This window comes from Streptomyces sp. NPDC003456, assembly GCF_042878735.1.
GTDB lineage: Bacteria > Actinomycetota > Actinomycetes > Streptomycetales > Streptomycetaceae > Streptomyces.
Genome location: NZ_JBIAOK010000007.1, coordinates 377,583 through 400,106, shown reverse-complemented (window position 1 = coordinate 400,106; position 22,524 = coordinate 377,583). Strand labels below are relative to the sequence as shown.

At 72.4% G+C, this 22,524-nt stretch carries 16 protein-coding genes and 1 riboswitch; of the genes, 1 reads left to right on the top strand and 15 read right to left on the bottom strand.

The window, feature by feature from the left end; genetic code table 11:
* Positions 1–11: 11 nt before the first annotated feature.
* Entirely contained in the window at positions 12–2,546 is a 2,535-nt protein-coding gene (locus ACFYWG_RS29200) for an ABC transporter permease (protein ID WP_376332423.1), read from the top strand.
* A gap of 75 nt (positions 2,547–2,621) precedes the next feature.
* Here the strand turns inward: ACFYWG_RS29200 and ACFYWG_RS29195 are convergent, their stop codons facing one another.
* The 15 genes from ACFYWG_RS29195 to mfd form a co-directional block, all read right to left on the bottom strand.
* A complete protein-coding gene (locus ACFYWG_RS29195; protein ID WP_383511980.1) occupies positions 2,622–3,929 on the bottom strand; it encodes a class I SAM-dependent methyltransferase in 1,308 nt (435 codons plus the stop codon).
* A gap of 205 nt (positions 3,930–4,134) precedes the next feature.
* Positions 4,135–5,523 carry an NAD(P)/FAD-dependent oxidoreductase gene (locus tag ACFYWG_RS29190; protein WP_389204157.1) on the bottom strand — a complete coding sequence of 463 codons (1,389 nt, stop codon included), beginning with the start codon at positions 5,521–5,523 and terminating at the stop codon, positions 4,135–4,137.
* 465 nt (positions 5,524–5,988) lie between these two features.
* A complete protein-coding gene (locus ACFYWG_RS29185; protein WP_376332419.1) occupies positions 5,989–6,939 on the bottom strand; it encodes an exopolyphosphatase in 951 nt (316 codons plus the stop codon).
* Positions 6,936–7,535: a DUF501 domain-containing protein gene (locus ACFYWG_RS29180; RefSeq protein ID WP_383501685.1), complete on the bottom strand. Its 600-nt coding sequence runs from the start codon at positions 7,533–7,535 to the stop codon at positions 6,936–6,938. Before ACFYWG_RS29180 ends, ACFYWG_RS29185 begins: the two co-directional genes overlap by 4 nt.
* A 56-nt stretch (positions 7,536–7,591) precedes the next feature.
* Positions 7,592–8,068 carry a septum formation initiator family protein gene (locus ACFYWG_RS29175; protein WP_376332415.1) on the bottom strand — a complete coding sequence of 159 codons (477 nt, stop codon included), beginning with the start codon at positions 8,066–8,068 and terminating at the stop codon, positions 7,592–7,594.
* A gap of 116 nt (positions 8,069–8,184) precedes the next feature.
* Positions 8,185–9,465, bottom strand: coding sequence for a phosphopyruvate hydratase (gene eno, locus ACFYWG_RS29170; protein ID WP_010034445.1), 1,281 nt, complete (start codon positions 9,463–9,465; stop codon positions 8,185–8,187).
* Between the two features lie 401 nt (positions 9,466–9,866).
* Positions 9,867–10,580: a transglycosylase family protein gene (locus tag ACFYWG_RS29165; RefSeq protein ID WP_389204156.1), complete on the bottom strand. Its 714-nt coding sequence runs from the start codon at positions 10,578–10,580 to the stop codon at positions 9,867–9,869.
* A 4-nt stretch (positions 10,581–10,584) separates the two neighbouring features.
* Positions 10,585–10,751, bottom strand: a riboswitch (cyclic di-AMP (ydaO/yuaA leader).
* A gap of 228 nt (positions 10,752–10,979) precedes the next feature.
* Positions 10,980–11,960, bottom strand: a complete 981-nt coding sequence (locus ACFYWG_RS29160) for a transglycosylase family protein (protein ID WP_389204154.1) — start codon at positions 11,958–11,960, stop codon at positions 10,980–10,982.
* 179 nt (positions 11,961–12,139) lie between these two features.
* Positions 12,140–13,450: a cytochrome P450 gene (locus ACFYWG_RS29155; RefSeq protein ID WP_385412254.1), complete on the bottom strand. Its 1,311-nt coding sequence runs from the start codon at positions 13,448–13,450 to the stop codon at positions 12,140–12,142.
* 46 nt (positions 13,451–13,496) lie between these two features.
* Positions 13,497–14,504: a nucleoside triphosphate pyrophosphohydrolase gene (locus ACFYWG_RS29150; protein WP_389204153.1), complete on the bottom strand. Its 1,008-nt coding sequence runs from the start codon at positions 14,502–14,504 to the stop codon at positions 13,497–13,499.
* 127 nt (positions 14,505–14,631) lie between these two features.
* On the bottom strand, positions 14,632–15,279 hold the full coding sequence (locus ACFYWG_RS29145; RefSeq protein WP_383501699.1) for a SurA N-terminal domain-containing protein: 648 nt from the start codon (positions 15,277–15,279) through the stop codon (positions 14,632–14,634).
* Positions 15,280–15,421: 142 nt separating this feature from the next.
* Positions 15,422–16,918, bottom strand: coding sequence for a protein kinase (locus ACFYWG_RS29140; RefSeq protein WP_383501836.1), 1,497 nt, complete (start codon positions 16,916–16,918; stop codon positions 15,422–15,424).
* Positions 16,919–16,956: 38 nt separating this feature from the next.
* Positions 16,957–17,562: a hypothetical protein gene (locus ACFYWG_RS29135; RefSeq protein ID WP_383501702.1), complete on the bottom strand. Its 606-nt coding sequence runs from the start codon at positions 17,560–17,562 to the stop codon at positions 16,957–16,959.
* Between the two features lie 280 nt (positions 17,563–17,842).
* Positions 17,843–18,616: an HNH endonuclease family protein gene (locus ACFYWG_RS29130; protein WP_383501704.1), complete on the bottom strand. Its 774-nt coding sequence runs from the start codon at positions 18,614–18,616 to the stop codon at positions 17,843–17,845.
* Between the two features lie 188 nt (positions 18,617–18,804).
* Positions 18,805–22,338, bottom strand: a complete 3,534-nt coding sequence (gene mfd / locus ACFYWG_RS29125) for a transcription-repair coupling factor (protein ID WP_389204152.1) — start codon at positions 22,336–22,338, stop codon at positions 18,805–18,807.
* Positions 22,339–22,524 lie beyond the last annotated feature (186 nt).

The following is a 22,524-nucleotide window of genomic DNA, read 5'->3' as shown; positions in this document are numbered from 1 at the left end:
GAACCGCCACCATGTTCCGTACCGCCTTGCGCAACGTCCTCGCGCACAAGGCCCGCTTGCTGATGACCGTGCTCGCCGTGATGCTCGGCGTCGCGTTCGTCTCGGGCACCCTGGTCTTCGCCGACACCCTCTCCAGCGCCTTCCGCAACCAGTCGGCGAAGAGCTACGACGACGTCGCCGTCGCCGTCTCCTCGTACGCCGACCCGGACGACCCCGAGGAGGCACCGGGCCTGTCCGGCAAGGTCCTCGACGAGATCGCCGCCGTGGACGGCGTCGCCGGGGTGTACGGCCGCGTCGAGGGCTTCGCCGGGGTCGCCGACCCCGACGGGAAGCTGATCGGCGTCGGCTGGTCCAACAAGGGCTCCAACTTCGCCCCCGGCAAGGACGGCAAGGACGCCGCCTACACGTTCACCGACGGCTCCGGCCCGGTGAAGGACGGCCAGATCGCCCTGGACGAGGAGTCCGCCGCCAAGGGCGAGTACCAGGTCGGCGACCGGGTGCGCGTCGCGACCAACGGCCCGGTGAAGGAGTACACCCTCAGCGGCGTGTTCACCACCGAGGACGGCGCCGTCAACGCGGGCGGCAGCCTCGTCCTCTTCGACACCGCCGTCGCCCAGAAGCAGTACCTCAAGCCCGGCTACTTCGAGAGCGCCACCGTCACCGCCGCCCCCGGCGCGGACGACACGCGGATCCTGGACGCGGTGAAGCCGCTGCTGCCGGACAGCGCCGAGGCCAAGACCGGCCAGGCGCTCGCCGACGAGCAGGCCGAGCAGATCGAGCAGGGCATGGGCAACCTCAAGCAGGTCCTGCTCGGCTTCGCGGGCATCGCGCTCTTCGTCGGCATCTTCCTGATCTCCAACACGTTCACGATGCTGGTCGCCCAGCGCACCAAGGAGATCGCCCTGATGCGCGCCGTCGGCGCCTCCCGCCGGCAGGTCACCCGCTCGGTGCTGGCCGAGGCCGCGCTCGTGGGGCTGGTCGCCTCGGCCGTCGGCTTCGTCCTCGGCATCGGCCTGGCGGTCGGACTGCGCTCGGGCATGGCCGCCTTCGACATGAAGATGCCGGACGGTCCGCTGGTCCTGTCCGCCACCCCGGTGATCGCGGCGTTCGCGGTGGGCGTGCTGATCACGGTGTTCGCCGCCTGGCTGCCCGGCCGCCGGGCCGCGAAGATCCCGCCGGTGGCGGCCATGAACAGCGTCCACGCGGTGGCCACCACCAAGTCGCTGGTGCTGCGCAACTCCATCGGCGCGGCCGTCACCGCCCTCGGCGCGGTGGGGATCGTGGCGGGTGCCTCGACCGGCGGCGACGACGGCCGCATGTACATCGGGGCGGGCGCCTTCCTCGCGCTGATCGGCGTGATCATCCTGATCCCGCTGCTGTCCCGGCCCGTGATCGCGCTCGTCCGCCCGCTGCTCGTCGGCCCCTTCGGGGTGGCGGGCAAGCTGGCCGGCCAGAACGCGGTCCGCAACCCGCGCCGCACCGGCGCCACCGCCTCGGCGCTGGCCATCGGGCTGACGCTGGTGACCGGCCTGTCGGTGCTCGGCATCACGGTCGGCACGGCCATCGACAAGATGACCACCGACAACATCCGGGCCGACTACATGGTCACGATGGCCAACGGCGGTGTCCTCGACGCGTCGGCGCTGACGGCGCTGGAGAAGGCCGAGGGCGTGTCCGCGGTCTCGCCGCAGCAGGACGCCTACTTCCAGCTCGACGGCAAGGACTTCGTGTCCGCCTCGGCCGTCACCCCGGGCGACATCGACAAGGTCCTGACCGTCGACGTCGTCAGCGGAAGCGCGGACTCCCTCGCCGAGGGCCGGATCGCGGTCGCCGAGAAGACGGCGAAGAGCAAGGGCTGGAAGACCGGCGACCGGCTCCCCGTCACCTTCGGCGACGACAAGAAGGCCACGCTGACGGTCGGCGCCGTCTTCAAGGACAGCGAGTTCCTCTCCCCCGTCCTCATCGACCGGAAGGTCGTGGACCGGCACGAGACGAAGCCGTCCATCCAGCAGATCTTCGTGAAGATCGACGGCGGGCAGACCGGGGCGAACGAGAAGGTCCTCATCGACGCCCTCGGCGACAACCCGGCGATCACCGTGATGGACAAGCAGGACATCCGCAACGAGTTCGGCGGCGCCATCAACACCCTGCTGAACGTCATGTACGGCCTGCTGGCGATGGCCCTGATCATCGCGGTGCTGGGCGTGGTCAACACCCTCGCGATGTCCGTCTTCGAACGGCAGCAGGAGATCGGCATGCTGCGTGCCATCGGCCTGGACCGGCGCCGGGTGAAGCGGATGGTCCGGCTGGAGGCCGTGGTCATCTCGGTGTTCGGCGCGGTGGTCGGCGTCGGTCTCGGGGCGTTCCTCGGCTGGGCGATCGGCGAGACCTTCGCCGACCAGATCCCGGGCTACGCGCTGGTCCTGCCCTGGGACCGGATCGGGATCTTCCTGGTGCTGGCCGGCCTGGTCGGCGTCCTGGCCGCGATGTGGCCGGCCCGCAACGCCGCCCGGCTGAACATGCTGAACGCGATCAAGGCCGAGTGACCTCGCCGCCGCGCGGCACGCCGAAGGGCCGGGCTCCCCGTGACGGGGAGCCCGGCCCTTCGGCTCGTACCCGGGTCAGCCGGGGGCGGGCGCAGCCCAGGTGCGGGCCCGCAACGGCATCCCCGAGGCGCCCGACTCCGGGGGGCGGACGGCCAGGACCTGGTCGACCCCGATGCGGTTGCGCTCGAAGGCGAGGGCGCAGGCGGCCATGTACAGGCGCCACACCCGGGCCCGCCCGGGCCCGCCGAGCCGTACGGCGCGCTGCCAGTCGGCCTCCAGCCGGGCCACCCACCGGCGCAGGGTGAGGGCGTAGTGCTCGCGGATCGACTCCACGTCGCGCACCTCGAACCCGGCGCGCTCCAGCTGGGTCACGGTGACGCCGAGCGGCTGGAGCTCGCCGTCGGGGAAGACGTAGGAGTCGATGAAGGAGTCGACGCTGTACGCCGACTCGTCGCGCTGCGGGCGGCGGGCGATCTGGTGGTTCAGCAGCCGCCCGCCGGGCGTGAGCAGGTCGTACAGGTCGGCGGCGTACTCCAGGTAGCGGTCGGCGCCGACGTGCTCGGCCATGCCGATGGAGGAGATCGCGTCGTAGGGGCCGTCGCGGACGTCGCGGTAGTCCTGGACGCGGATCTCGACCTTGTCGGTGAGGCCCTCGCCGGCGACGCGCTTGCGGGCGTAGGCGGCCTGCTCCTGGGAGAGGGTGACCCCGACGACGCTCGCCCCGTGCTCGCGGGCGGCGTGGACGGCCATCGAGCCCCAGCCGCAGCCGACGTCGAGCAGCCGCCGGCCGGGCTTCAGGCCCAGTTTGCGGCAGACGAGTTCGAGCTTGTCGTGCTGGGCCTGCTCCAGGGTGCTGTCCGGGGCGGGCCAGTAGGCGCAGGAGTACACCATGGACGGGCCGAGGACGATCTCGTAGAAGTCGTTGCCGACGTCGTAGTGGTGGCGGACGGCGCGCCGGTCGGTGTGCTTGGTGTGCAGGTGGCGCCGCGGGCTGCGGACCTCCTCGGGGGGCGGGGAGGGCGGCAGCGGGAGCCCGGCGAGGCGGACCAGGCCGCGCACGGCGGTGCGGACCTCGGGGTCGCGCAGGGCCTGGGCGAGGGTGCGGGCGTCCTCGCCGCGCTCCCACAGGAGTCCGGCGAGCAGGTCCAGCGTGGTGTAGAGGTCGCCGTCGATGTCCAGGTCGCCCGCCACCCAGGCGCGGGCCAGGCCCAGTTCGCCCGGCTTGAACAGCAGGCGGCGCAGGGCGCGGCGGTTGCGCACCACCAGCACCGGTGCGCCCGGCGGCCCCGCCTGCGAACCGTCCCAGGCGCGGATGCCCACGGGGAGCGGTGCTCCCAGCATCTGTGCGAAGAGGCCCTGCAGCCGCTGCGCGGCGTCTGCCATGGTGTACACCTCCGTGACGGGGATCCCGGCATGTCCGGACACCACGTAAACACCTGGGGCGCCCGGGCGCAGTCCCCGGCACGCGCCATGACCGGGCACGGCCCGTTCTTCCCCCGCCCGGCGGGGAGCGGCCGGGGAACGCCGAAGGGCCTCCCGCACCACGGATGGCGGGAGGCCCTTCGGCGGACTGCTCGGGGAGCCGGGGTCAGGAGGCCTTGGCCTTCTCCTCGGTCTTCTCCTTCGGCGCGGCGGCGACCGGGGCCGGCTTGGCGGCCTCGTAGAACTCCTCGCGCGGGGTCTCGATCGCTCCGAGGGAGACGACCTCGCGCTTGAGGAACATGCCGAGGGTCCAGTCGGCGAAGACGCGGATCTTGCGGTTCCAGGTCGGCATCGCCATGCCGTGGTAGCCACGGTGCATGTACCAGGCGAGACGGCCCTTGAGCTTGATCTTCATCTTGCCCATGACGATCATCGCGACGCCCTTGTGGAGGCCGAGACCGGCCACCGCGCCCTTGTTGGCGTGCGAGTAGTTCTTCTGCGGGAAGCCCCGCATGCCCGACACCACGTTGTCGCCGAGGACCTTGGCCTGGCGCAGCGCGTGCTGGGCGTTCGGCGGGCACCAGGCGTTCTCGTTGCCCGCCTTGCGGCCGACGAGGTCCGGGACCTGGGCGTTGTCGCCGGCGGCCCAGATGTAGTCGGTGCCCTTGACCTGGAGCGTGGGCTCGCAGTCGACGTGGCCGCGGGGGCCGAGGGGCAGGCCGTAGCGGGCGAGAGCCGGGTTGGGCTTGACGCCGGCGGTCCACACGATGGTGTTGGAGTCGACCTCGAGGCCGTTCTTCAGCACCACGTGGCCGTCCACGCAGGAGTCCATGGAGGTGGACAGGTAGACCTCGACGCCGCGGCCCTCGAGGTGCTCCTTGCCGTACTTGCCGAGCTTGGGGCCGACCTCGGGGAGGATCTTGTCGGCGGCGTCGACCAGGATGAAGCGCATGTCCTCACGGGACACGTTCTTGTAGTACTTGGCCGCGTCGCGGGCCATGTCCTCGACCTCGCCGATCGTCTCGGCACCGGCGAAGCCGCCGCCCACGAAGACGAAGGTGAGCGCCTTGCGGCGGATCTCCTCGTCGGTGGTGGAGTCGGCCTTGTCGAGCTGCTCGAGGACGTGGTTGCGCAGGCCGATGGCCTCCTCGATGCCCTTCATGCCGATGCCCTGCTCGGCGAGGCCGGGGATCGGGAAGGTGCGGGAGACCGCGCCGAGTGCGACGACCAGGTAGTCGAAGGGCAGCTCGTAGGCCTCGCCGACCAGCGGGGAGACCGTGGCGACCTTGCGGTCCTGGTCGATGGTGGTGACCCGGCCGGTGAGGACCTCCGCCTTGGGCAGCACGCGTCGCAGCGGGACGACGACGTGGCGCGGGGAGATGTTGCCGGCGGCGGCTTCGGGGAGGAAGGGCTGGTAGGTCATGTACGACCGGGGGTCGACGACCGTGACGGTCGCCTCGCCGTAGCGCATCTTCTTCTGGATGCGCCGAGCTGCGTACAGGCCTACGTACCCACCGCCTACTACGAGGATCCTGGGACGCTCCGTGGTGCTCATGCCATCGAGTATCCACCCGCCTCAGGGGGGTGGCTCGTGCGCCCCTTCACAAGGTTGTGGAGGGGGTGTGCTATCCTCCGCGGCCCGCGTGATCCATGTCATGGTGACAACCGGGAGCGATTGTGCAGCCCGGGCCGTTGTCAATGCCGCGTGAGCTGCCTCTCTGGGCCGGAAAGGCCCCTGTGAGGGCCGCCGGACGTGCCCTCCGGGGCTTCTCCCGGGAGCCCTCCATATCATGCTTCTGAACATGTTCAAAGGGCAGTTCGGTCCCCGGACGGGTCAGTGAAGGCCCTTCGATCCCCCGCAGGGGCCGAAATCCTTGTGAAGAACTTCACGAACTTTCCCGACGGACTGTCGCCGGGGAGCCCTCCGGACCCCCCGGCACCCGCTCATCCGTGGCCCGTGCCTGCTCAGAAGGGGGCCGGGCGACCGACCGCGCGGTCCCGTCGAGGGCCCGCACGAAGGTCACTCGGTGGACGCGCAACTCCACGCGATCCCGTCGAGGATGTCGTGCTCGCTCACGACGACCTCCTGCGCTCCGGTGCGTTCCATGATCGACAGCAGGACCAGGGCTCCCGCCCCGATCACGTCGACCCGCCCCGGGTGCATCGACGGCACGGCCGCCCGCTCGGCGTGGGTGGAGCGCAGCAGCCACTCGGTGATCTCGCGGACCCTGTCCAGGGAGACCCGGGAGTGGTGGATGGCCTCGGAGTCGTAGGCGGGCAGCTCCTGGGCGATCGCCGACACGGTCGTCACCGAGCCGGCCAGGCCGACCAGCGTGCGGGCCTCGCGCAGCGGCACCGTCTCCTCGGCCAGGTCGAGGGCGGCCTCGATGTCGGCCCGCATCGCGGCGACCTGCTCCGGCGAGGGCGGGTCGCTCACCACGCCGTCGCGGACCAGGTGCCGCTCCGTCATGCGCACGCAGCCGATGTCCACCGACCGGGCCGCCCGGACCCGGTCGTCGCCCACGACGAACTCGGTCGAGCCGCCGCCGATGTCCACCACCAGGTAGGGCGTGGGGAGGCGGTCGCCCCCGGCCAGCTCCTTGGTGGCGCCGGTGAAGGAGAACTCGGCCTCCTGGTCCCCGGTGATCACCTCGGGCTCCACGCCGAGGATGTCCAGCACCCCGCGCACGAACTCGTCGCGGTTCTCGGCGTCCCGGGAGGCGGAGGTGGCCACGAACCGCAGCCGCTGCGCGCCGAGCTCCTTGATGATCCCGGCGTACTCCCGGCAGGCCGCGAAGGTCCGCCGGAGCGCCTCGGGGGCCAGCCGGCCGGTGCGGTCGACGCCCTGCCCGAGCCGCACGACGGTCATGCGGCGGTCCAGGTCGGTCAGCGCTCCGGTGGCCGGGTCCACGTCGGCGACCAGCAGGCGGATGGAGTTCGTGCCGCAGTCCACGGCGGCGACCCTGGTCACTGTCCGTCCTCCCCGGTCGGCTCGGACGCGGAGCGGCCCGCGTCCGCGGCGCCGGCCTGCGAGCCGTCACCGCTCGGCGGCCCGGCGGGCGTCACGCAGGTGCCCTTGCGCCACCACTGGGGCAGCATGGCGAGCGCCTCGTCGCCCAGCGGGTTCACGCCCGGCCCCGCGGCCAGCGAGTGCGCGACCAGCACGTGCAGGCACTTCACGCGGTCCGGCATACCGCCCGCGCTCGGGAAGTTCTTCAGCTCCTCGATCTCGTCGCGGCGCCGGATGTAGTCCTCGTGGGCCGCCCGGTACGCCGCCGCCAGCTCCGGGTCCGCGGCCAGGCGCTCGGTCATCTCCTTCATGACGCCGTTCGCCTCCAGCGTGCCGATCGCCGAGTTGGCCTTGGGGCACGTCAGGTAGTAGAGCGTCGGGAAGGGCGTGCCGTCGGGCAGGCGCGGGGCCGTCTCGACGACGTCGGGCTGTCCGCAGGGGCAGCGGTGCGCGATGGCCCGCAGTCCGCGCGGGGGCCGACCGAGCTGCTGCTTGAAGGCCTCGACGTCCGCGTCGGTGGGCTCGGTGCGCGGGGTGGTCGGCGGGGGCGTTTCCATGACTGTCTTCAGGGTGTCTTTCTCTGGGTTCTCTGCGGGGGTCACTGGGGGACGCGTCACCGGCCGGAGTCGTCGGCCTTGTCGACCCCGTCCCAGACGTTGGCGTACCAGGGGCGGTCGGCCGCGCCCAGGTCGGTGCGCGACTGCTTCGCCGCGTCCGGGTCGACGACGACGAATCCCGTCTCCCCCGGCATGACGTAGTGCAGCCGCTGCCGGATCTGCTGCTCCGCGTACGCGTCGTCCTGCCAGCGCGCCTTGGCGTCGCGCAGCTTCTCGACGCGCTCGCGGGCCTGCCGCTGCTCGCGTTGCAGGTCCTCGATCTCGGCGCGCTGGGAGACGTACTGCCGCATCGGCCAGGCCAGGGCGACGATCAGCGAGCACATCACCAGCGCCAGCAGCGCGGCCCGGCCGGTCAGCCGGGAGCGGCGTGCCTGGCGCCTGGTCTGGGAGCGGTAGACCCGGGCCGCGGTCTGCTCACCGAGCAGCCGGATCCTGGTCGCGGTGGAGAACCGGTCCCGGTCCTTCACGGCCATGTCAGTCCGCCTCCCGCTCCGCCGTCCATACGCGCGTACGTCCCCGGACACGGTACGGGACCGAGTACGAGGACGTACGTACGACGCCGCTGCCGACGAGCCGGGTCTGCCGGCCGTCAGCCCTTGAAGCGCGGGAAGGCGCTGCGGCCGGCGTAGACCGCGGCGTCGTCGAGGATCTCCTCGATGCGCAGCAGCTGGTTGTACTTGGCGACGCGCTCGGAGCGGGCCGGGGCGCCGGTCTTGATCTGGCCGCAGTTGGTGGCGACGGCCAGGTCGGCGATGGTGACGTCCTCGGTCTCGCCGGAGCGGTGGGACATCATGCACTTGAAGCCGTTGCGCTGGGCCAGCTCGACGGCGTCCAGGGTCTCGGTCAGCGAGCCGATCTGGTTGACCTTGACCAGGAGCGCGTTGGCCGCGCCCTCCTCGATGCCGCGGGCCAGGCGCTCGGGGTTGGTGACGAACAGGTCGTCGCCGACGAGCTGGACCTTGTCACCGAGCTTGTCGGTGATGGTCTTCCAGCCCTCCCAGTCGTCCTCGAACAGCGGGTCCTCGATGGAGACGAGCGGGTACGCGTCGACGAGCTCCGCGTAGTACTCGGTCATCTCGGCCGCCGAGCGCTCCTTGCCCTCGAAGGTGTAGACGCCGTCCTTGTAGAACTCGGAGGCGGCGACGTCGAGGGCCAGGGCGATCTGCTCGCCGGGGGTGTAGCCGGCCTCGTTGATCGCCTCGAGGATGAGGTCGAGGGCTTCGCGGTTGGAGCCGAGGTTCGGGGCGAAGCCGCCCTCGTCGCCGAGGCCGGTGGCCAGGCCCTTGCTCTTCAGGACCTTCTTCAGCGTGTGGTAGACCTCGGCGCCCCAGCGCAGGGCCTCGGAGAAGGACTCCGCGCCGATCGGGGCGATCATGAACTCCTGGATGTCCACGTTGGAGTCGGCGTGCGAGCCGCCGTTCAGGATGTTCATCATCGGCACCGGCAGCAGGTGCGCGTTGGGGCCGCCCAGGTAGCGGAACAGCGGCAGGTCGCTGGCCTCGGAGGCGGCGTGGGCGACGGCGAGCGAGACGCCGAGGATGGCGTTGGCGCCCAGCGAGCCCTTGTTGTCGGTGGCGTCCAGGTCGAACATCGCCTGGTCGATCAGGCGCTGCTCGGTGGCGTCGTAGCCGACCAGCTCCGGGCCGATCTGCTCGATGACCGCGAGGACGGCCTTCTCCACACCCTTGCCGAGGTAGCGGTTCGAGTCGCCGTCGCGGAGCTCGATGGCCTCGAAGGCGCCCGTGGAGGCGCCGGACGGGACGGCGGCACGACCGGTGCTGCCGTCGTCGAGGCCGACCTCGACCTCGACCGTGGGGTTGCCTCGGGAGTCCAGGATTTCCCGGGCTACGACGACGTCGATGGACGGCACGAGCATCTCCTTCTTATGTGACGCGGTGACGCGGGTCGCGTGGACCCGGCGGGGTGCGGGCCGTGGTGGCTCGCGACATGAGCCTAACCGGCTCCGGGCGATCGGCCACCGGGTCGCCCACCCCATGGACAGAACCGAGAGTAAATTGTTTCCGAACGGAACAAAGCAGGTTCGCCCAGACCGGCCGAAACTCCGCCGCCGCGGCCGGGGCCGGACATGACCCCGCCCCGGCGCGTACGGGGGGTACACGCACCGGGGCGGGGTGTCCGTGGGGACGGGGGCCGCCGTCGGGCGGGGGGCCGCCTGTCAGGGCGGGGCCTCCCGCGAGGGCGGGGCCGCCGGACGGCCGGACCGCAAGTGAGCGCGGTGCGGACCGCCCTGCGGCGGTCGGGCGCTGCTGCTTACTTCAGGTGCAGCTGCTGGCCCGGGTAGATGAGGTTGGCGTCCTCGACGATGTCCTTGTTCAGCTGGAACAGCTTCTCCCAGCCGCCCTTGACCTTCTCCTCGGCGGCGATGGAGCTGAGGGTGTCGCCCTTGACGACCTTGTACTCGCCGTCGCCCTTCTTGACCTTCTTGCCGGTCGGGGTGGTGACGGTCTTCTTGGCGGCCGGGCGCTCGTCGGAGCGGGAGGCCGGCTGCGGCTGGGTCTCGCGGGACTCGGTGCTCTGCTGGCTCTGCTGGCTCTGCTGCGAGGTGCCGGCGGAGCTGCCCAAGTCGCCGGTGGAACCGCCGCCGGTGTAGGCGGCGCTCGACAGGCCCTTGCCGCAGACGGGCCAGGCGCCCTTGCCCTGGCCGGCGAGGACCTTCTCGGCGATCTCGATCTGCTGCGCCTTGGTGGCCTGGTCGGCGGTGGAGGCGTACTTGGTGCCGCCGTAGCCGGCCCAGGTGGAGGCGGAGAACTGCAGACCGCCGTAGTAACCGTTGCCGGTGTTGATGGACCAGTTGCCGCCGGACTCGCACTGGGCGACGGCCTCCCACTCGGAGGCGGTGGCGGCGGAGGCGTTGCCGGCCGCCATCAGCGGAGCGGCGACGGCGGCGGAGGCGACACCGGCGACGGCGATGGCGCGGGTGGCCTTGGACGGACGACGGTGCTTGCCCTTGCCGGAAAACAGCATGGATGGATCCCCTCACCGACGCCTGCGAGGTGAGCTGTCGGGTTCGGGCCGGTTGAGTTGCCCGGCCACGTCCCTCACGGGACGCGGCTCCACCCCTAGCCCTTCCGGCTCGACGAACCGGTCGGGCACCTACCTTGGGTCCCCCGCTCCTGCCTACGGCGCTTGACGCGACGACTGTTCCCGTGCGGCCGCTGGCAGGATTCGGCGTTGCGGCAGCCGGGGCTCGCGGTGACGAGCGGTCACGACCGTAGACAGGCGATCGCCGGAATTTCAAAGACGATCAGGGCTTCTGAGATCTATCTCTCACCGTGCCGATACGGGACATAGGCCGCGAAACATGGCGTGAACTCGCGGCATTTCGGGGCGACTTCCGCCGCCGTTCCCGCACTGCCCGAACGGCTACTTCCCGTCCGTTTCGTCCTCCGCCGTGAGCGTCTGACCGGGCAGAACGAGGTCCGGTTCGCTCTCGGCCCCCTTCTCGTCGCCGTCGTAGAACTCGTCCCATCCGCCGTCGATCCGGAGGGAGTCGGCGATGGACCAGAGGCTGTCCCCGACGCCGACGATGTAGGCGCCCTCGGACTGCTCTTCGGACGCCTCCTCGCCGCGCGAGGCGTGCCGGCCCGAGGACCCTCCCGCATGGCCGTCCGCGGACTCGGCGCTCTCGTCGGCGCTGGGGCCGCGGTGCCGGCCGGAGCCGGTGTCGGCCGCGGCCGAAGACTCGGCGCTCGGACGGGACTTGCCGGAGGGGGCACTCTCGGGCGTGGCCGACTTCGAGCCGCCGGAGCCCTTGCCGGCGGCACGCGAGCCGGGCGACTTGTCGGAATTGGCTGTTTCATCCGGAGATGCCGACGGCGCGTCAGACGACGCCGCGCCGGACGGAGAAGAGGACGGGGACGTCGCCGACGGGGAGGGCGTGGCGGAAGACCTGGACGATTGGGGTGAGTCGAGCAATCCGCGCGAATCAGTCGGAGCGGATTCATCGGACGAGTCGGACTCGCCGGACGAGCCCTTCTCCAGACCGGAGAGGAGCCCGCAGGTGTGCCAGGCGCCGGCCCCCTGGTCGGCGAGGATTCTCTCGGCGACGGCTATCTGCTGCGAGCGGCTGGCCAGGTCGGCGCTCGGGGCGTGGTCGAGCCCGCCGTAGCTCTCCCAGTCCTCCTGGGACAGTGCGAGGCCGCCGAAGTAGCCGTTGCCGCTGTTCTGGCTCCAGGCCCCGCCGGTCTCGCAGTCCGCGATCCGGTCCCAGGTGGTGCCGTCGGCAGCGCTGGCACCGGACGCCCCGAGGAGCGGGATCGCGATGGCGGAGCCGGTCACTCCGGCCGCGACGAGGAGAGCCGGAGCCTGGCGGGGGCGACGGTGACGACCGTTCCCGGAGAGCATACGGAGACCTTTCGCAAGACAGCAGTGACCCTCGCGGCGCCGTGACCGGGCCGCGTTGATGGGTGAACGTATCGGCAGACGATCACTTGTCACAAGTTCATGCCGCACAGATCACGTGAAGATCACAGTGGTGACGGCGTGTCATGTTTGGCGCCGGCCCTGGCTGGTCACGGCGGCCGTCACGCCGGGGTGAACTCCACCGGCAGGGTCCGCAGCCCGCGCATGATGAGGCCGCCGCGCCAGCGCAGCTCGGCCGGGTCGGCGGCGAGCCGGAGGTCCGGCAGGCGTGTCAGCAGGGCGGCGAGGGCGGTCTGGCCCTCCAGCCGGGCGAGCGGGGCGCCGAGGCAGTAGTGGATGCCGTGGCCGTACCCGAGGTGCTGGTTGTCGCGGCGGGAGAGGTCCAGCACGTCCGGGTCGGCGAACCGCTCCGGGTCCCGGTCCGCCGCCGCCAGCACCACCAGGACCGGGTCGCCGGCCTCGATGCGCTGCCCGCCGACGGTCAGCGGCTGCGTGGCGAAACGCCAGGTGGCGAGCTCCACGGGGCCGTCGTACCGCAGGAGTTCCTCGACACCGGTGGCCAGCAGGTCCTGCTCCCCGGCGGCGAGGGACGCCTGGAGCCGGGCGCGCTGCCCGGGATGGGTGAGCAGGGCGTACGTGCCGTTGCCGATGAGGTTGACCGTCGTCTCGAACCCGGCGAACAGCAGGATGAACGCCATGGCCGCCGCCTCGTTCTCGGTGAGGTGCTCACCGTGGTCGGAGGCGCGGATGAGCCCGGAGATGAGGTCCTCGCCGGGGACGGCCTCGGCCGGCAGCGCCTGGCGCTTGCGGTGGATGAGCTCGGCGAGGTAGCCGCGCATCTTCTTCACCGAGCGGGCGACGCCGCCGCGGGGCCCGCCCTGGTGACGGATCATCATGCCCGCCCAGTCCCGGAAGTCGTCCTGGTCCTCGCGGGGGACGCCGAGCAGGTCGCAGATGGCGTAGATGGGCAGCGGGAAGGCGAACTCGTGGATGAGGTCCGCCGACCCCGTGCGCGCGAAGGTGTCGATGAGCCCGTCGGTCAGCTCCTGCACCCGGGGGGCGAACTCGGCGACCCGGCGGGGCGTGAACGCCTTCGACACCAGCCGCCGCAGCCGGGTGTGGTCCGGCGGGTCGATGTTCAGCAGGTGCGTCATCAGCTCCGCCTTGCGCTCCCCCGGGATCCCCGTCCTGCCTCTGGCGTGGGCCGGTTCGTCGTGGTGCGCCGGGTTCTTGGAGAGCCGCGGGTCGGCGAGGGTCTGCTTGGCGTCCGCGTACCGCGTGACCAGCCACGCCTCCACTCCGCTGGGCAGCCGCGTGCGGTGCACCGGGGCGTGCTCGCGCAGCCAGGCGTAGGCGGGGTAGGGGTCGCTCGCGAACTCCCACGTGAAGAGTTCCGGAGCCGGAGCCGGAGCCGGAGCCGGACCGGGACGGGGCGTGGGAGCGGGCGTGCTGGGCTGGGGCTGGTCGGTCACGGTCCGACCGTATCCGGCCCGCCGGCCCCGCCCCGCCCGGGTCCGCTCAGCCCTCGGCCTGCCGGATCGCGTCCCGGTAGGCGCGGGCGGCCGCTCGCAGCGCGGCCTCCGGGTCCACGCCCTCGGCCTCCGCGCGCACCGCCAGGGCCAGCAGCTCGTAGCCGATGCCCTCCACCGCGGGCAGGGGTATGTCGAGGCCGGCCGTGCGGGCCCGGGAGGCGAGCTTGGCGGCCAGGGCCAGCCCGGGCTGGCCGAGCGGGACGCCCTCGGTGACGGAGGTGCGCTGCTTCTCGATCGCCTTGGTGCGCAGCCAGTGGGCCTTGACCTCCTCGGGGGTCTCGGCCGTCGCGTCGCCGAAGACGTGCGGGTGGCGGTGGACGAGCTTGGCCACGATGCCGCCGGCCACGTCGTCGATGGAGAAGGGCGCCTCCGGGTCCTCCTCGGCGATACGGGCGTGGAAGACGACCTGGAGCAGGACGTCACCCAGCTCCTCGCGCAGTTCGTCGCGGTCGCCCTCCTCGATCGCCTCGACCAGTTCGTACGCCTCCTCGATGCCGTACTTGGCGAGGCCCTTGTGGGTCTGCCGGGAGGACCAGGGGCATGCGGCGCGGATGCGGTCCATGACCTGGACGAGGTCGAGGAGGCGGGCGCCGGGCAGGTCGTAGGAGGCGGGGAGCAGCTCCAGCTCCGGCATGGTGAGGCGGCCGGTGCCCGCGAGGCGGGCGAGCCCGTCGGTCAGGGCCGGTTCGCCCTCGCCGGTCGCCACGACGACCACCGTGTGGCCCCCTGCGCAGGCGTCGACCAGCTCCTGCGCGGTGGGCGACGCCTCCTCGACGGCGATGCCGGCCTCGCGCAGATAGGGCAGCTGCGGGTGGGCTCCGTCCGCGCACAGCACCCGGTCGGCGGCGTGCAGGGCCTGCCAGGCGGGCCAGGACAGCAGGCCGGGGGCGACGCGGTGGCTGGTGGTGAGCAGGACGACGCGGCCGGGGACGGCGGCCGCGCCGGGTGCGGCCTGCGGGTGGCCCGGGGTGGCTTCGGGGCGGTTGGCGTTCACGTTTCGAAGCTATCCCACGTGGCCGACGGCGCCGCGGGTCGTCCACAGGGGTGGGACCGGAGGCCGGTCGGCCGGTCCGCGGGCCGGGGGTTGTCCACAGGCCCGCTCCGGTCCCTCCCCCGGCGTGCTACATGGGCTGCTGCGCCCCGGTCGCCGTGACGTCGCGCACCCACGGTGTCCGGGCGTCGGCGCGGCTGCTCTTGCGCACGTCCCAGGTGCCGTAGCGCGGGTTGAGGTCGACGTCGAGCTCCTTGGAGGCGTCCGACAGGGCCTTCCAGAACTCGGGGCGGCTGGTGTCGGTGCCGAGCTTCTCGGCGAGCTTCTGGGCCTCCACCTGGAGGCGGAGGTTCTCCTCCAGGCGCTGCGGCGGGATGCCGTACTGCTGCAGCCAGGTCGTCTCCAGCGCCTTGCCGCCGCCGGCCTGCTTCTCCAGGCCGGAGCGCATCGTCTGGACCTCCTTGCGGGTGACGGTCACCCCGGCGTCCTGGGCGGCGCGGTGCAGCACCCGGTCGAGCACCATGGTCTGCAGGGTGTCCCGGGTGAGGGTGCCGGTCCGGGCGATGGCCTGCCGGTACTGCGCCTCGTCCCGCACGGCCGCCCGCTGGGCCGCCCGGACCTCGCCGACCCGCTCCTCCAGCTGGGAGACGGTGATGCGCTGCCCGCCCACCACGGCCGCGGCACCGGGATGCGCGTCGCTGCCGCAGGCGGTGAGGAGTGGCGCCGCGGCGGCGATCGCGGCGGTGAGGACGAGCGCGGTGCGACGGCGGCGGTGCAAGGAGACCTCCCGAGGAGATTGTGCGACGGTGCACAAGGTCTTGCGGTGATCGATGGTAGGCAGTGGGCAAGCTCTGGCCAACCCATTCGACCAACGATTCACCGGGACTTCCGGCACCGCCGCGCCGCCCCCGGACCGGGCCTCAGCCCCGCACCTGCCCCAGCCACTGCAGCGTGCGGCGGATCTCCGCTCCCAGGGGGTGACCGGGACCGTGCGTGCGTTCGACGTCGTGCAGCAGCCGGGCCAGGGTGTCGTGGGCGGCGCCGCGGTCGCCGAGGGCGAGCAGCAGGTGCCCGATGCGGCGGCGGACGTCGTGGGCCAGCTCCGGGCCGCCGGCGGCGACGTACTGGTTCTCGTAGTAGGGCAGCAGCGCCCGGTACTCGGCGAGGGCCGCGGCCGGTTCGCCGAGCTGTTCCAGGCACTGGGCGGCCTCGTAGCGGAACCGCAGGCACTGCGGGTCGGCCTGGCCGGCCTCGGCGGCGCGCTCGTCGGCGAGGCGGCGCAGCTCGGGCAGGGCGCGCCGGTACTGGCCGTCGTCCAGCAGGGTGGCCGCGTACTGCCGGCGCAGGGTGCGCACGACCGGGGAGTGCTCGCCGTGCTGTCCGGCCGCCACGGGCAGGATCGCGCCGAGGATGTCGACGGCCTGGGTGATGCGGCCCTCGCCGAGCAGGCGCTTGACCTCGTCGACGGCCCGGGCGATGTCGGTGTTCCCCGGCGCGTCGGGGACGGGGGTGGCGGGCGCGGGCTGGGGTGCGGGGGTGCGGGCCCGGTCCGGCCAGGGGGCGTGCGGCCGCAGGAAGGGCCGGGTGGGGTCGAGGGGCGCGCCGGTGGGGGTGCCGCGCGCGGGCAGCAGCGGTTCCAGGCGCTCGTACACCTCCTGGGCGGAGGCGGGCCGGTGCTGCGGGTCCTTGGCGAGCAGGCGCAGCACGAGGGTCTCCAGCGCCTCGGGCACCTCCGGGCGCAGCCGGCGCACCGGGACCGGCGGTTCGTACAGGTGCCGGTGGAGGACGCCGAGCGCGGTGGAGCCGGAGAACGGGACGTCGCCGCTGAGCAGTTCGTGCAGGACCACGCCGAGCGCGTACAGGTCGGTGTAGGGGCCGACCGCGCCGCCCATCGCCTGCTCGGGGGCCATGTAGGCGGGCGAGCCGATGGGCGTCCCGGTGTGGGTGAGGCGGGTGGTGTCCGTCTCCATGACGGAGGCGACGCCGAGGTCGAGGACGGTGACCGTGCCGTCCTGCTTCACCATCACGTTGCGCGGCTTGAGGTCGCGGTGGACGATCGGCACGGCGTGCACGGCGCTGAGCACGGCGCACAGCTGGGCCGCCACCGCGACCGCCCACGGCCACGGGTACGGGGTGCGCCCGGCGAGGTGACCGGCGAGGTCGGCGCCGTCGATGTACTGCATGACGAGGAACAGCTCCTCGCCCTCGCTGCCCGCGTCGTGCACGGTGACCAGGCCGGGGTGGTCGACCTGCGCGGTGACGCGGCACTCTCGCACGAAGCGGCGGCGCAGCTCCTCCGCGTCCTGGCCGGCCACCTTGTCGGGCCGCAGCAGCTTCACGGCGACGCGCCGGTCCAGCCGCTGGTCGTACGCCGTCCAGACCTGGCCCATGCCGCCCTGGCCGAGGACGGCGGACAGTTCGTAACGACCGGCGACGACCCGTCCCGCCTCGGCGCTCACCTGCTGCCCCCGGGCTCACCCGGGGTGCCGTCGGGCCGGCCCTCGTGCCGGCGCAGGTAGTCGCTGAGTTCGTCCAGCTCGGCGCGCACCTGGTCGATGCGGGCGGGCGCCGGCCGCTGCGGGACCGGCGGAACGGGGGGCTGCGGCGGCTGGGGCTGCTGCTGCGGGACGGGCGTGGCGGCCGCGTTGTAGGGGGTCGCCTGGTGCGGGTAGCCGTACGGGGTCTGCGAGGAGATGACGGTCGGGCCCTGCGAGGCCGGGTAGCCCGCGAAGCGGCGCTGCGCGCTGTGGTGGCCGATGTCCACGATCAGGAAGTAGATCGCGGACCCGAGGCCCAGCAGCAGGATCACGGCGAGCGCTATGTCCGTGCGGTGGTCGCCCTCGGGCAGCGAGCCGACCACCACGAAGCAGATGATGGACAGGGGCAGGCTCACCCAGGCCGCGATCCAGTCGTACACCTTGCCGCGCAGGACGGCGGCCCGGAACAGCGGGACGCAGGCCAGCACGCCGCACGTGAGGACTCCGGCTGCGGCGATCAGCACGCGCAGGGAGATGACCGTTGCCGCGCTGCGGGGAGGCGGCGCCGCGCCGTGGCCGTACATGACTGCTCCTGGTCCGGTGTGGCCGAATGGGACGGGTACGTGCGAGTGACAGAGCACGGTGGGGGATCCGAGCGTATAGCCCGACACGGACCACCGGTCACGGGTTGTACCGAACCGTTGTCGTGCTGATCACTTCGTGTGTCGGGAGCGCCCGCCGGGACGGGTGAGGAGCCTTCGGGCCCCCCGGCAGGACGCGTCGGCGACGCGCATTCCGGAATGCCCACGTCCGTGTCCCGGGGCGGGTCTCACCATGCCGCCCGCGCCAGGGACTTGGGCCCCGTCATCCGCACTGCCGCAGCATCGTCTCCTTGTCCGGTGCCGTCACGGGCAGGTCGTACTTGAGCGACACCTGGGCGAAGCGCACCGCGTAGGCGCAGCGGATCCGCTTGTCCGGCGGGAGCCAGGACGCCGGGCCGGAGTCCCCCTTGGAGCTGTTGGTCGGCCCGTCCACCGGCATCAGGTTGAGCGGGTCGTTGGCGATCGCCTCCCGCTTGTCCTCGGTCCAGCGCGAAGCGCCCATCTGCCAGTCGTACGACAGCGGCATGACGTGGTCGATCTGCACCTCGGTGGCGCGGGACTTCTTCCACTCGATGACCTTGCCGGTGTACGGGTCGTGCAGCGTCAGCGCGACGACGATGCAGTCGGAGCCCGAGCGGAAGCGGAGCTTGTCGCCGTCCCGCTTCAGCAGGTCGTTGCGCGAGTCGCAGCCGTTGTGCGAGAAGGGCACCTCGCGCGGCGCCGAGTCCATCCAGGCGTAGCCGAACTTGTCGCGTTCGTAACCGGTGCGCGGGCCGCGGCCCTTGGTCGCCACCTTCTCGATCAGGGCACGCGCCTCGGCCTTGTCGGCGGAGGAGGTGACCGGGGCGAGCCCCGGCTCGGTGCCGTCCGGGTTGTCCAGCGGGTTCACCGCCCGGCCGTCCCCGGCGGCCGGTGCCCCGGAGCCCGAGGCTCCGCTCCCGTCCCCCGGTGCGGCGAGATCCTCGCAGCCGGCCAGCGCCGCACCGGTGAACACCATCGCGACAGCAAGTGCCGCCCCACCCCTCAGACGCCTCACCGTGCGCCCCTCCCTGCTCTGTCCGTACCGGCTGCGCACGGGCGGCCCGTGCCCGTCCCACGGTAGCGAGGCAGAGGTTCCGCTTGCAGGGGGCACCCACCGGTCGGAGAGGCCCGGCGCTGCCGTTGCGTGCGCTGACGGTCCGGTCCCCCGGCCTCCCCGAGGACCGGACCGTGGTCACGGGCTGCTCAGGACCCCAGCACCGACGTGAGGAACTCGCCGACCCACGCGAGGAGTTCGCGGCCGACCAGTGGCTTGCCGCCCACCTTGGCCGTCTTCGGGCGGGGCACCACCACCTGGTGGGCCGCCGGCTTGATGACGGCCCCCGGGTAGAGCCGCTTGAGCCGCAGCTCCTGCGACTCGCGCAACTCCACCGGCGCGAAGCGGATGTTGGTGCCCTGGAGGACGATCTCGCCGACGCCGCACGCCCGCGCGAACATCCGCAGCCCCGCCACCAGCAGCAGGTTCTCCACCGGCTCGGGCAGCTTGCCGTAGCGGTCGACGAGTTCCTCGCGGACCGCCTTGATGTCCTCCTCCGAGTTCGCGGAGGCGATGGCGCGGTACGCCTGCAGGCGCAGCCGCTCGCCGGGCGCGTAGTCGTGCGGCACGTGCGCGTCGACGGGCAGCTCGATCTTGACCTCGAGCGGCGGCTCCTCCTCGATCTCGCCGCTCTCCAGCTGGCGCCGGTAGTCCGCGACGGCCTCGCCGACCATCCGCACGTACAGGTCGAAGCCGACGCCCGCGATGTGGCCGGACTGCTCGCCGCCGAGGAGGTTGCCCGCGCCGCGGATCTCCAGGTCCTTCATGGCGACGTACATGCCGGCGCCCATCTCCGTGTGCTGGGCGATGGTGGCCAGGCGCTCGTGGGCCGTCTCCGTCAGCGGCTTCTCCGGCGGGTAGAGGAAGTAGGCGTAGCCGCGCTCGCGGCCGCGGCCCACCCGGCCGCGCAGCTGGTGCAGCTGCGAGAGTCCGAAGTTGTCGCCGCGCTCGACGATCAGGGTGTTGGCGTTGGAGATGTCGATGCCGGACTCGACGATCGTCGTGGACACCAGGACGTCGAACTTCTTCTCCCAGAAGTCGACCACCACCTGCTCCAGCGCCTGCTCCGACATCTGGCCGTGGGCCGTCGCGATGCGCGCCTCGGGCACGATCTCGCGCAGGCGGGCGGCGGCCCGGTCGATCGACTCGACCCGGTTGTGGATGTAGAAGACCTGGCCCTCGCGCAGCAGTTCGCGGCGGACGGCCGCGCCGATCTGCTTCTCCTCGTAGGGGCCGACGAAGGTCAGCACCGGGTGGCGCTCCTCCGGCGGGGTGGTGATCGTCGACATCTCGCGGATGCCGGTGACCGCCATCTCCAGCGTCCTCGGGATCGGGGTCGCGGACATGGTCAGCACGTCGACGTTCGCGCGGAGCTTCTTCAGCTGCTCCTTGTGCTCGACGCCGAAGCGCTGCTCCTCGTCGACGATGACCAGGCCCAGGTCCTTGAACTTCGTCTCGGACGAGAACAGCCGGTGCGTGCCGATGACGATGTCCACCGAGCCCTCGCGCAGGCCCTCCAGGACGGCCTTGGCCTCGGTGTCGGTCTGGAAGCGGGACAGTGCCTTCACGTTCACCGGGAACTGCGCGTACCGCTCGCTGAACGTGCCGAAGTGCTGCTGCACCAGCAGGGTCGTCGGCACCAGCACGGCGACCTGCTTGCCGTCCTGGACGGCCTTGAAGGCGGCCCGGACCGCGATCTCGGTCTTGCCGTAGCCGACGTCGCCGCAGATCAGGCGGTCCATGGGGACCGACTTCTCCATGTCCTCCTTGACCTCGGCGATGGTGGTGAGCTGGTCGGGCGTCTCCGCGTAGGGGAAGGCGTCCTCCAGCTCGCGCTGCCAGGGCGTGTCCGGCCCGAAGGCGTGCCCGGGGGCGGCCATGCGCGCGCTGTAGAGCTTGATGAGGTCGGCGGCGATCTCCTTGACGGCCTTCTTGGCGCGGGCCTTGGTCTTCGTCCAGTCGGCGCCGCCCAGGCGGTGCAGGGTGGGCGCCTCGCCGCCGACGTACTTGGTGATCTGCTCCAGCTGGTCGGTGGGGATGTAGAGCCGGTCGCCGGGCTGGCCGCGCTTGGCGGGGGCGTACTCCACGACCAGGTACTCGCGGGTGGCGCCCTGCACGGTGCGCTGGACCATCTCGATGTAGCGGCCCACGCCGTGCTGCTCGTGGACGATGTGGTCGCCCGGCTCCAGGGTGAGCGGGTCGATGGTCTTGCGGCGGCGGGCCGGCATCCGGGCGCCCTCGCGGCCGGAGGCCTTCTGCCCGGTCAGGTCGGTCTCGGTGAGGACGGCGAGTGCGAGGGCCGGGTCGACGAAGCCGTGGTCGATCGACCCGCACGCCACGTGCACGACCGACGGGGAGATCTCGCCGAGGTCCCCGTCCAGGCGGGCGGCGATGCCCTCGCCGCCGAGCACCTCGACGGTACGGGCCGCCGGGCCGTGGCCCTCGGTGACGAACACCGTGCGCCAGCCGTCGGCGAGCCAGCCCTTGGTGTCGGCGAGGGCCTTGGCGGTGTCCCCGCGGTAGGTCTCCGGGGCGTGCATGCCCAGCTTGAGGGTGTCCCCGTCCAGCTCCTCGTCGGCGGCGAACGGCGACACCGACCACCACATCATGTCCAGCTCGCGGGCCCGGTCGCGGACGTCGGCGATGGACCACAGGGAGGCCGCGCCGACGTCGATGGGCGCCTCGCCACCGCCCGCGGTGGCCGCCCAGGACGCCTGCAGGAACTCCTGCGAGGTGGCGACCAGGTCCGAGGCGCGCGTACGCACCCGCTCCGGGTCGCAGACGACCGCCATGGCGCCCTTGGGCAGGACGTCGAGCAGCAGCTCCATGTCGTCGACGAGGACCGGGGCGAGGGACTCCATGCCCTCCACGGCGATGCCCTCGGCGATCTTGCCGAGCAGTTCGCCCAGCTCGGGGTGGCGCTCGGCCAGGGCGCGCGCCCGCTCGCGGACGTCCTCGGTGAGCAGCAGCTCACGGCAGGGCGGGGCCCACAGGCCGTGTTCGGCGACCTCCAGGGAGCGCTGGTCGGCGACCTTGAAGTAGCGGATCTCCTCGACGTCGTCGCCCCAGAACTCGACGCGCAGGGGGTGCTCCTCGGTGGGCGGGAACACGTCGAGGATGCCGCCGCGCACGGCGAACTCGCCGCGCTTCTCCACCAGCTCCACGCGCGCGTAGGCGGCGGCCGCGAGGGCTTCCACCACCTCGTTCAGGTCGGCGCTCTGCCCGGACCGCAGCGCCACCGGCTCGAGGTCGCCCAGGCCCTTGACCTGCGGCTGGAGGACGGAGCGGACGGGGGCCACCACGACGGAGACCGGGCCGGTCTCGGGGTCGTCGGGGCGCGGGTGGGCCAGGCGGCGCAGCACGGCCAGGCGGCGGCCGACGGTGTCGCTGCGGGGGCTGAGCCGTTCGTGCGGGAGCGTCTCCCAGGACGGGTACTCCACGACGCCCTCGGGGGGCAGCAGCGAGCGCAGGGCGGCGGCCAGGTCCTCCGCCTCGCGGCCCGTCGCCGTGACCGCGAGGACCGGGCGGCCCGACTCGCGGGCCAGGGCGGCGACCGTGAAGGGCCGGGCGGCAGGGGGGCCGACCAGGTCGACGTGCATGCGGTTGCCGTCGGCGGCGGCCCTGATCGCTTCCGCGAGGGCGGCGTCCTTGATGACGGCGTCGAGCAGACCGTGCAGGCTCATTCGGGCTTTTTCCGTCCAGGGGGGTGGGCAACACGACGGGCCCGACGCGCGCTGCGGGCCGGGGGTCTCCAGCGTACGTCGCTGCGCGGCTCGGCGTCGGGCCTGTGGAGGACGCCCCCGAGTGCGAGGTGCTCGGCGGTCCCGGCCCACCTGCGTGACAGCACCCGGCGCCGGGAGGTCCTGTCC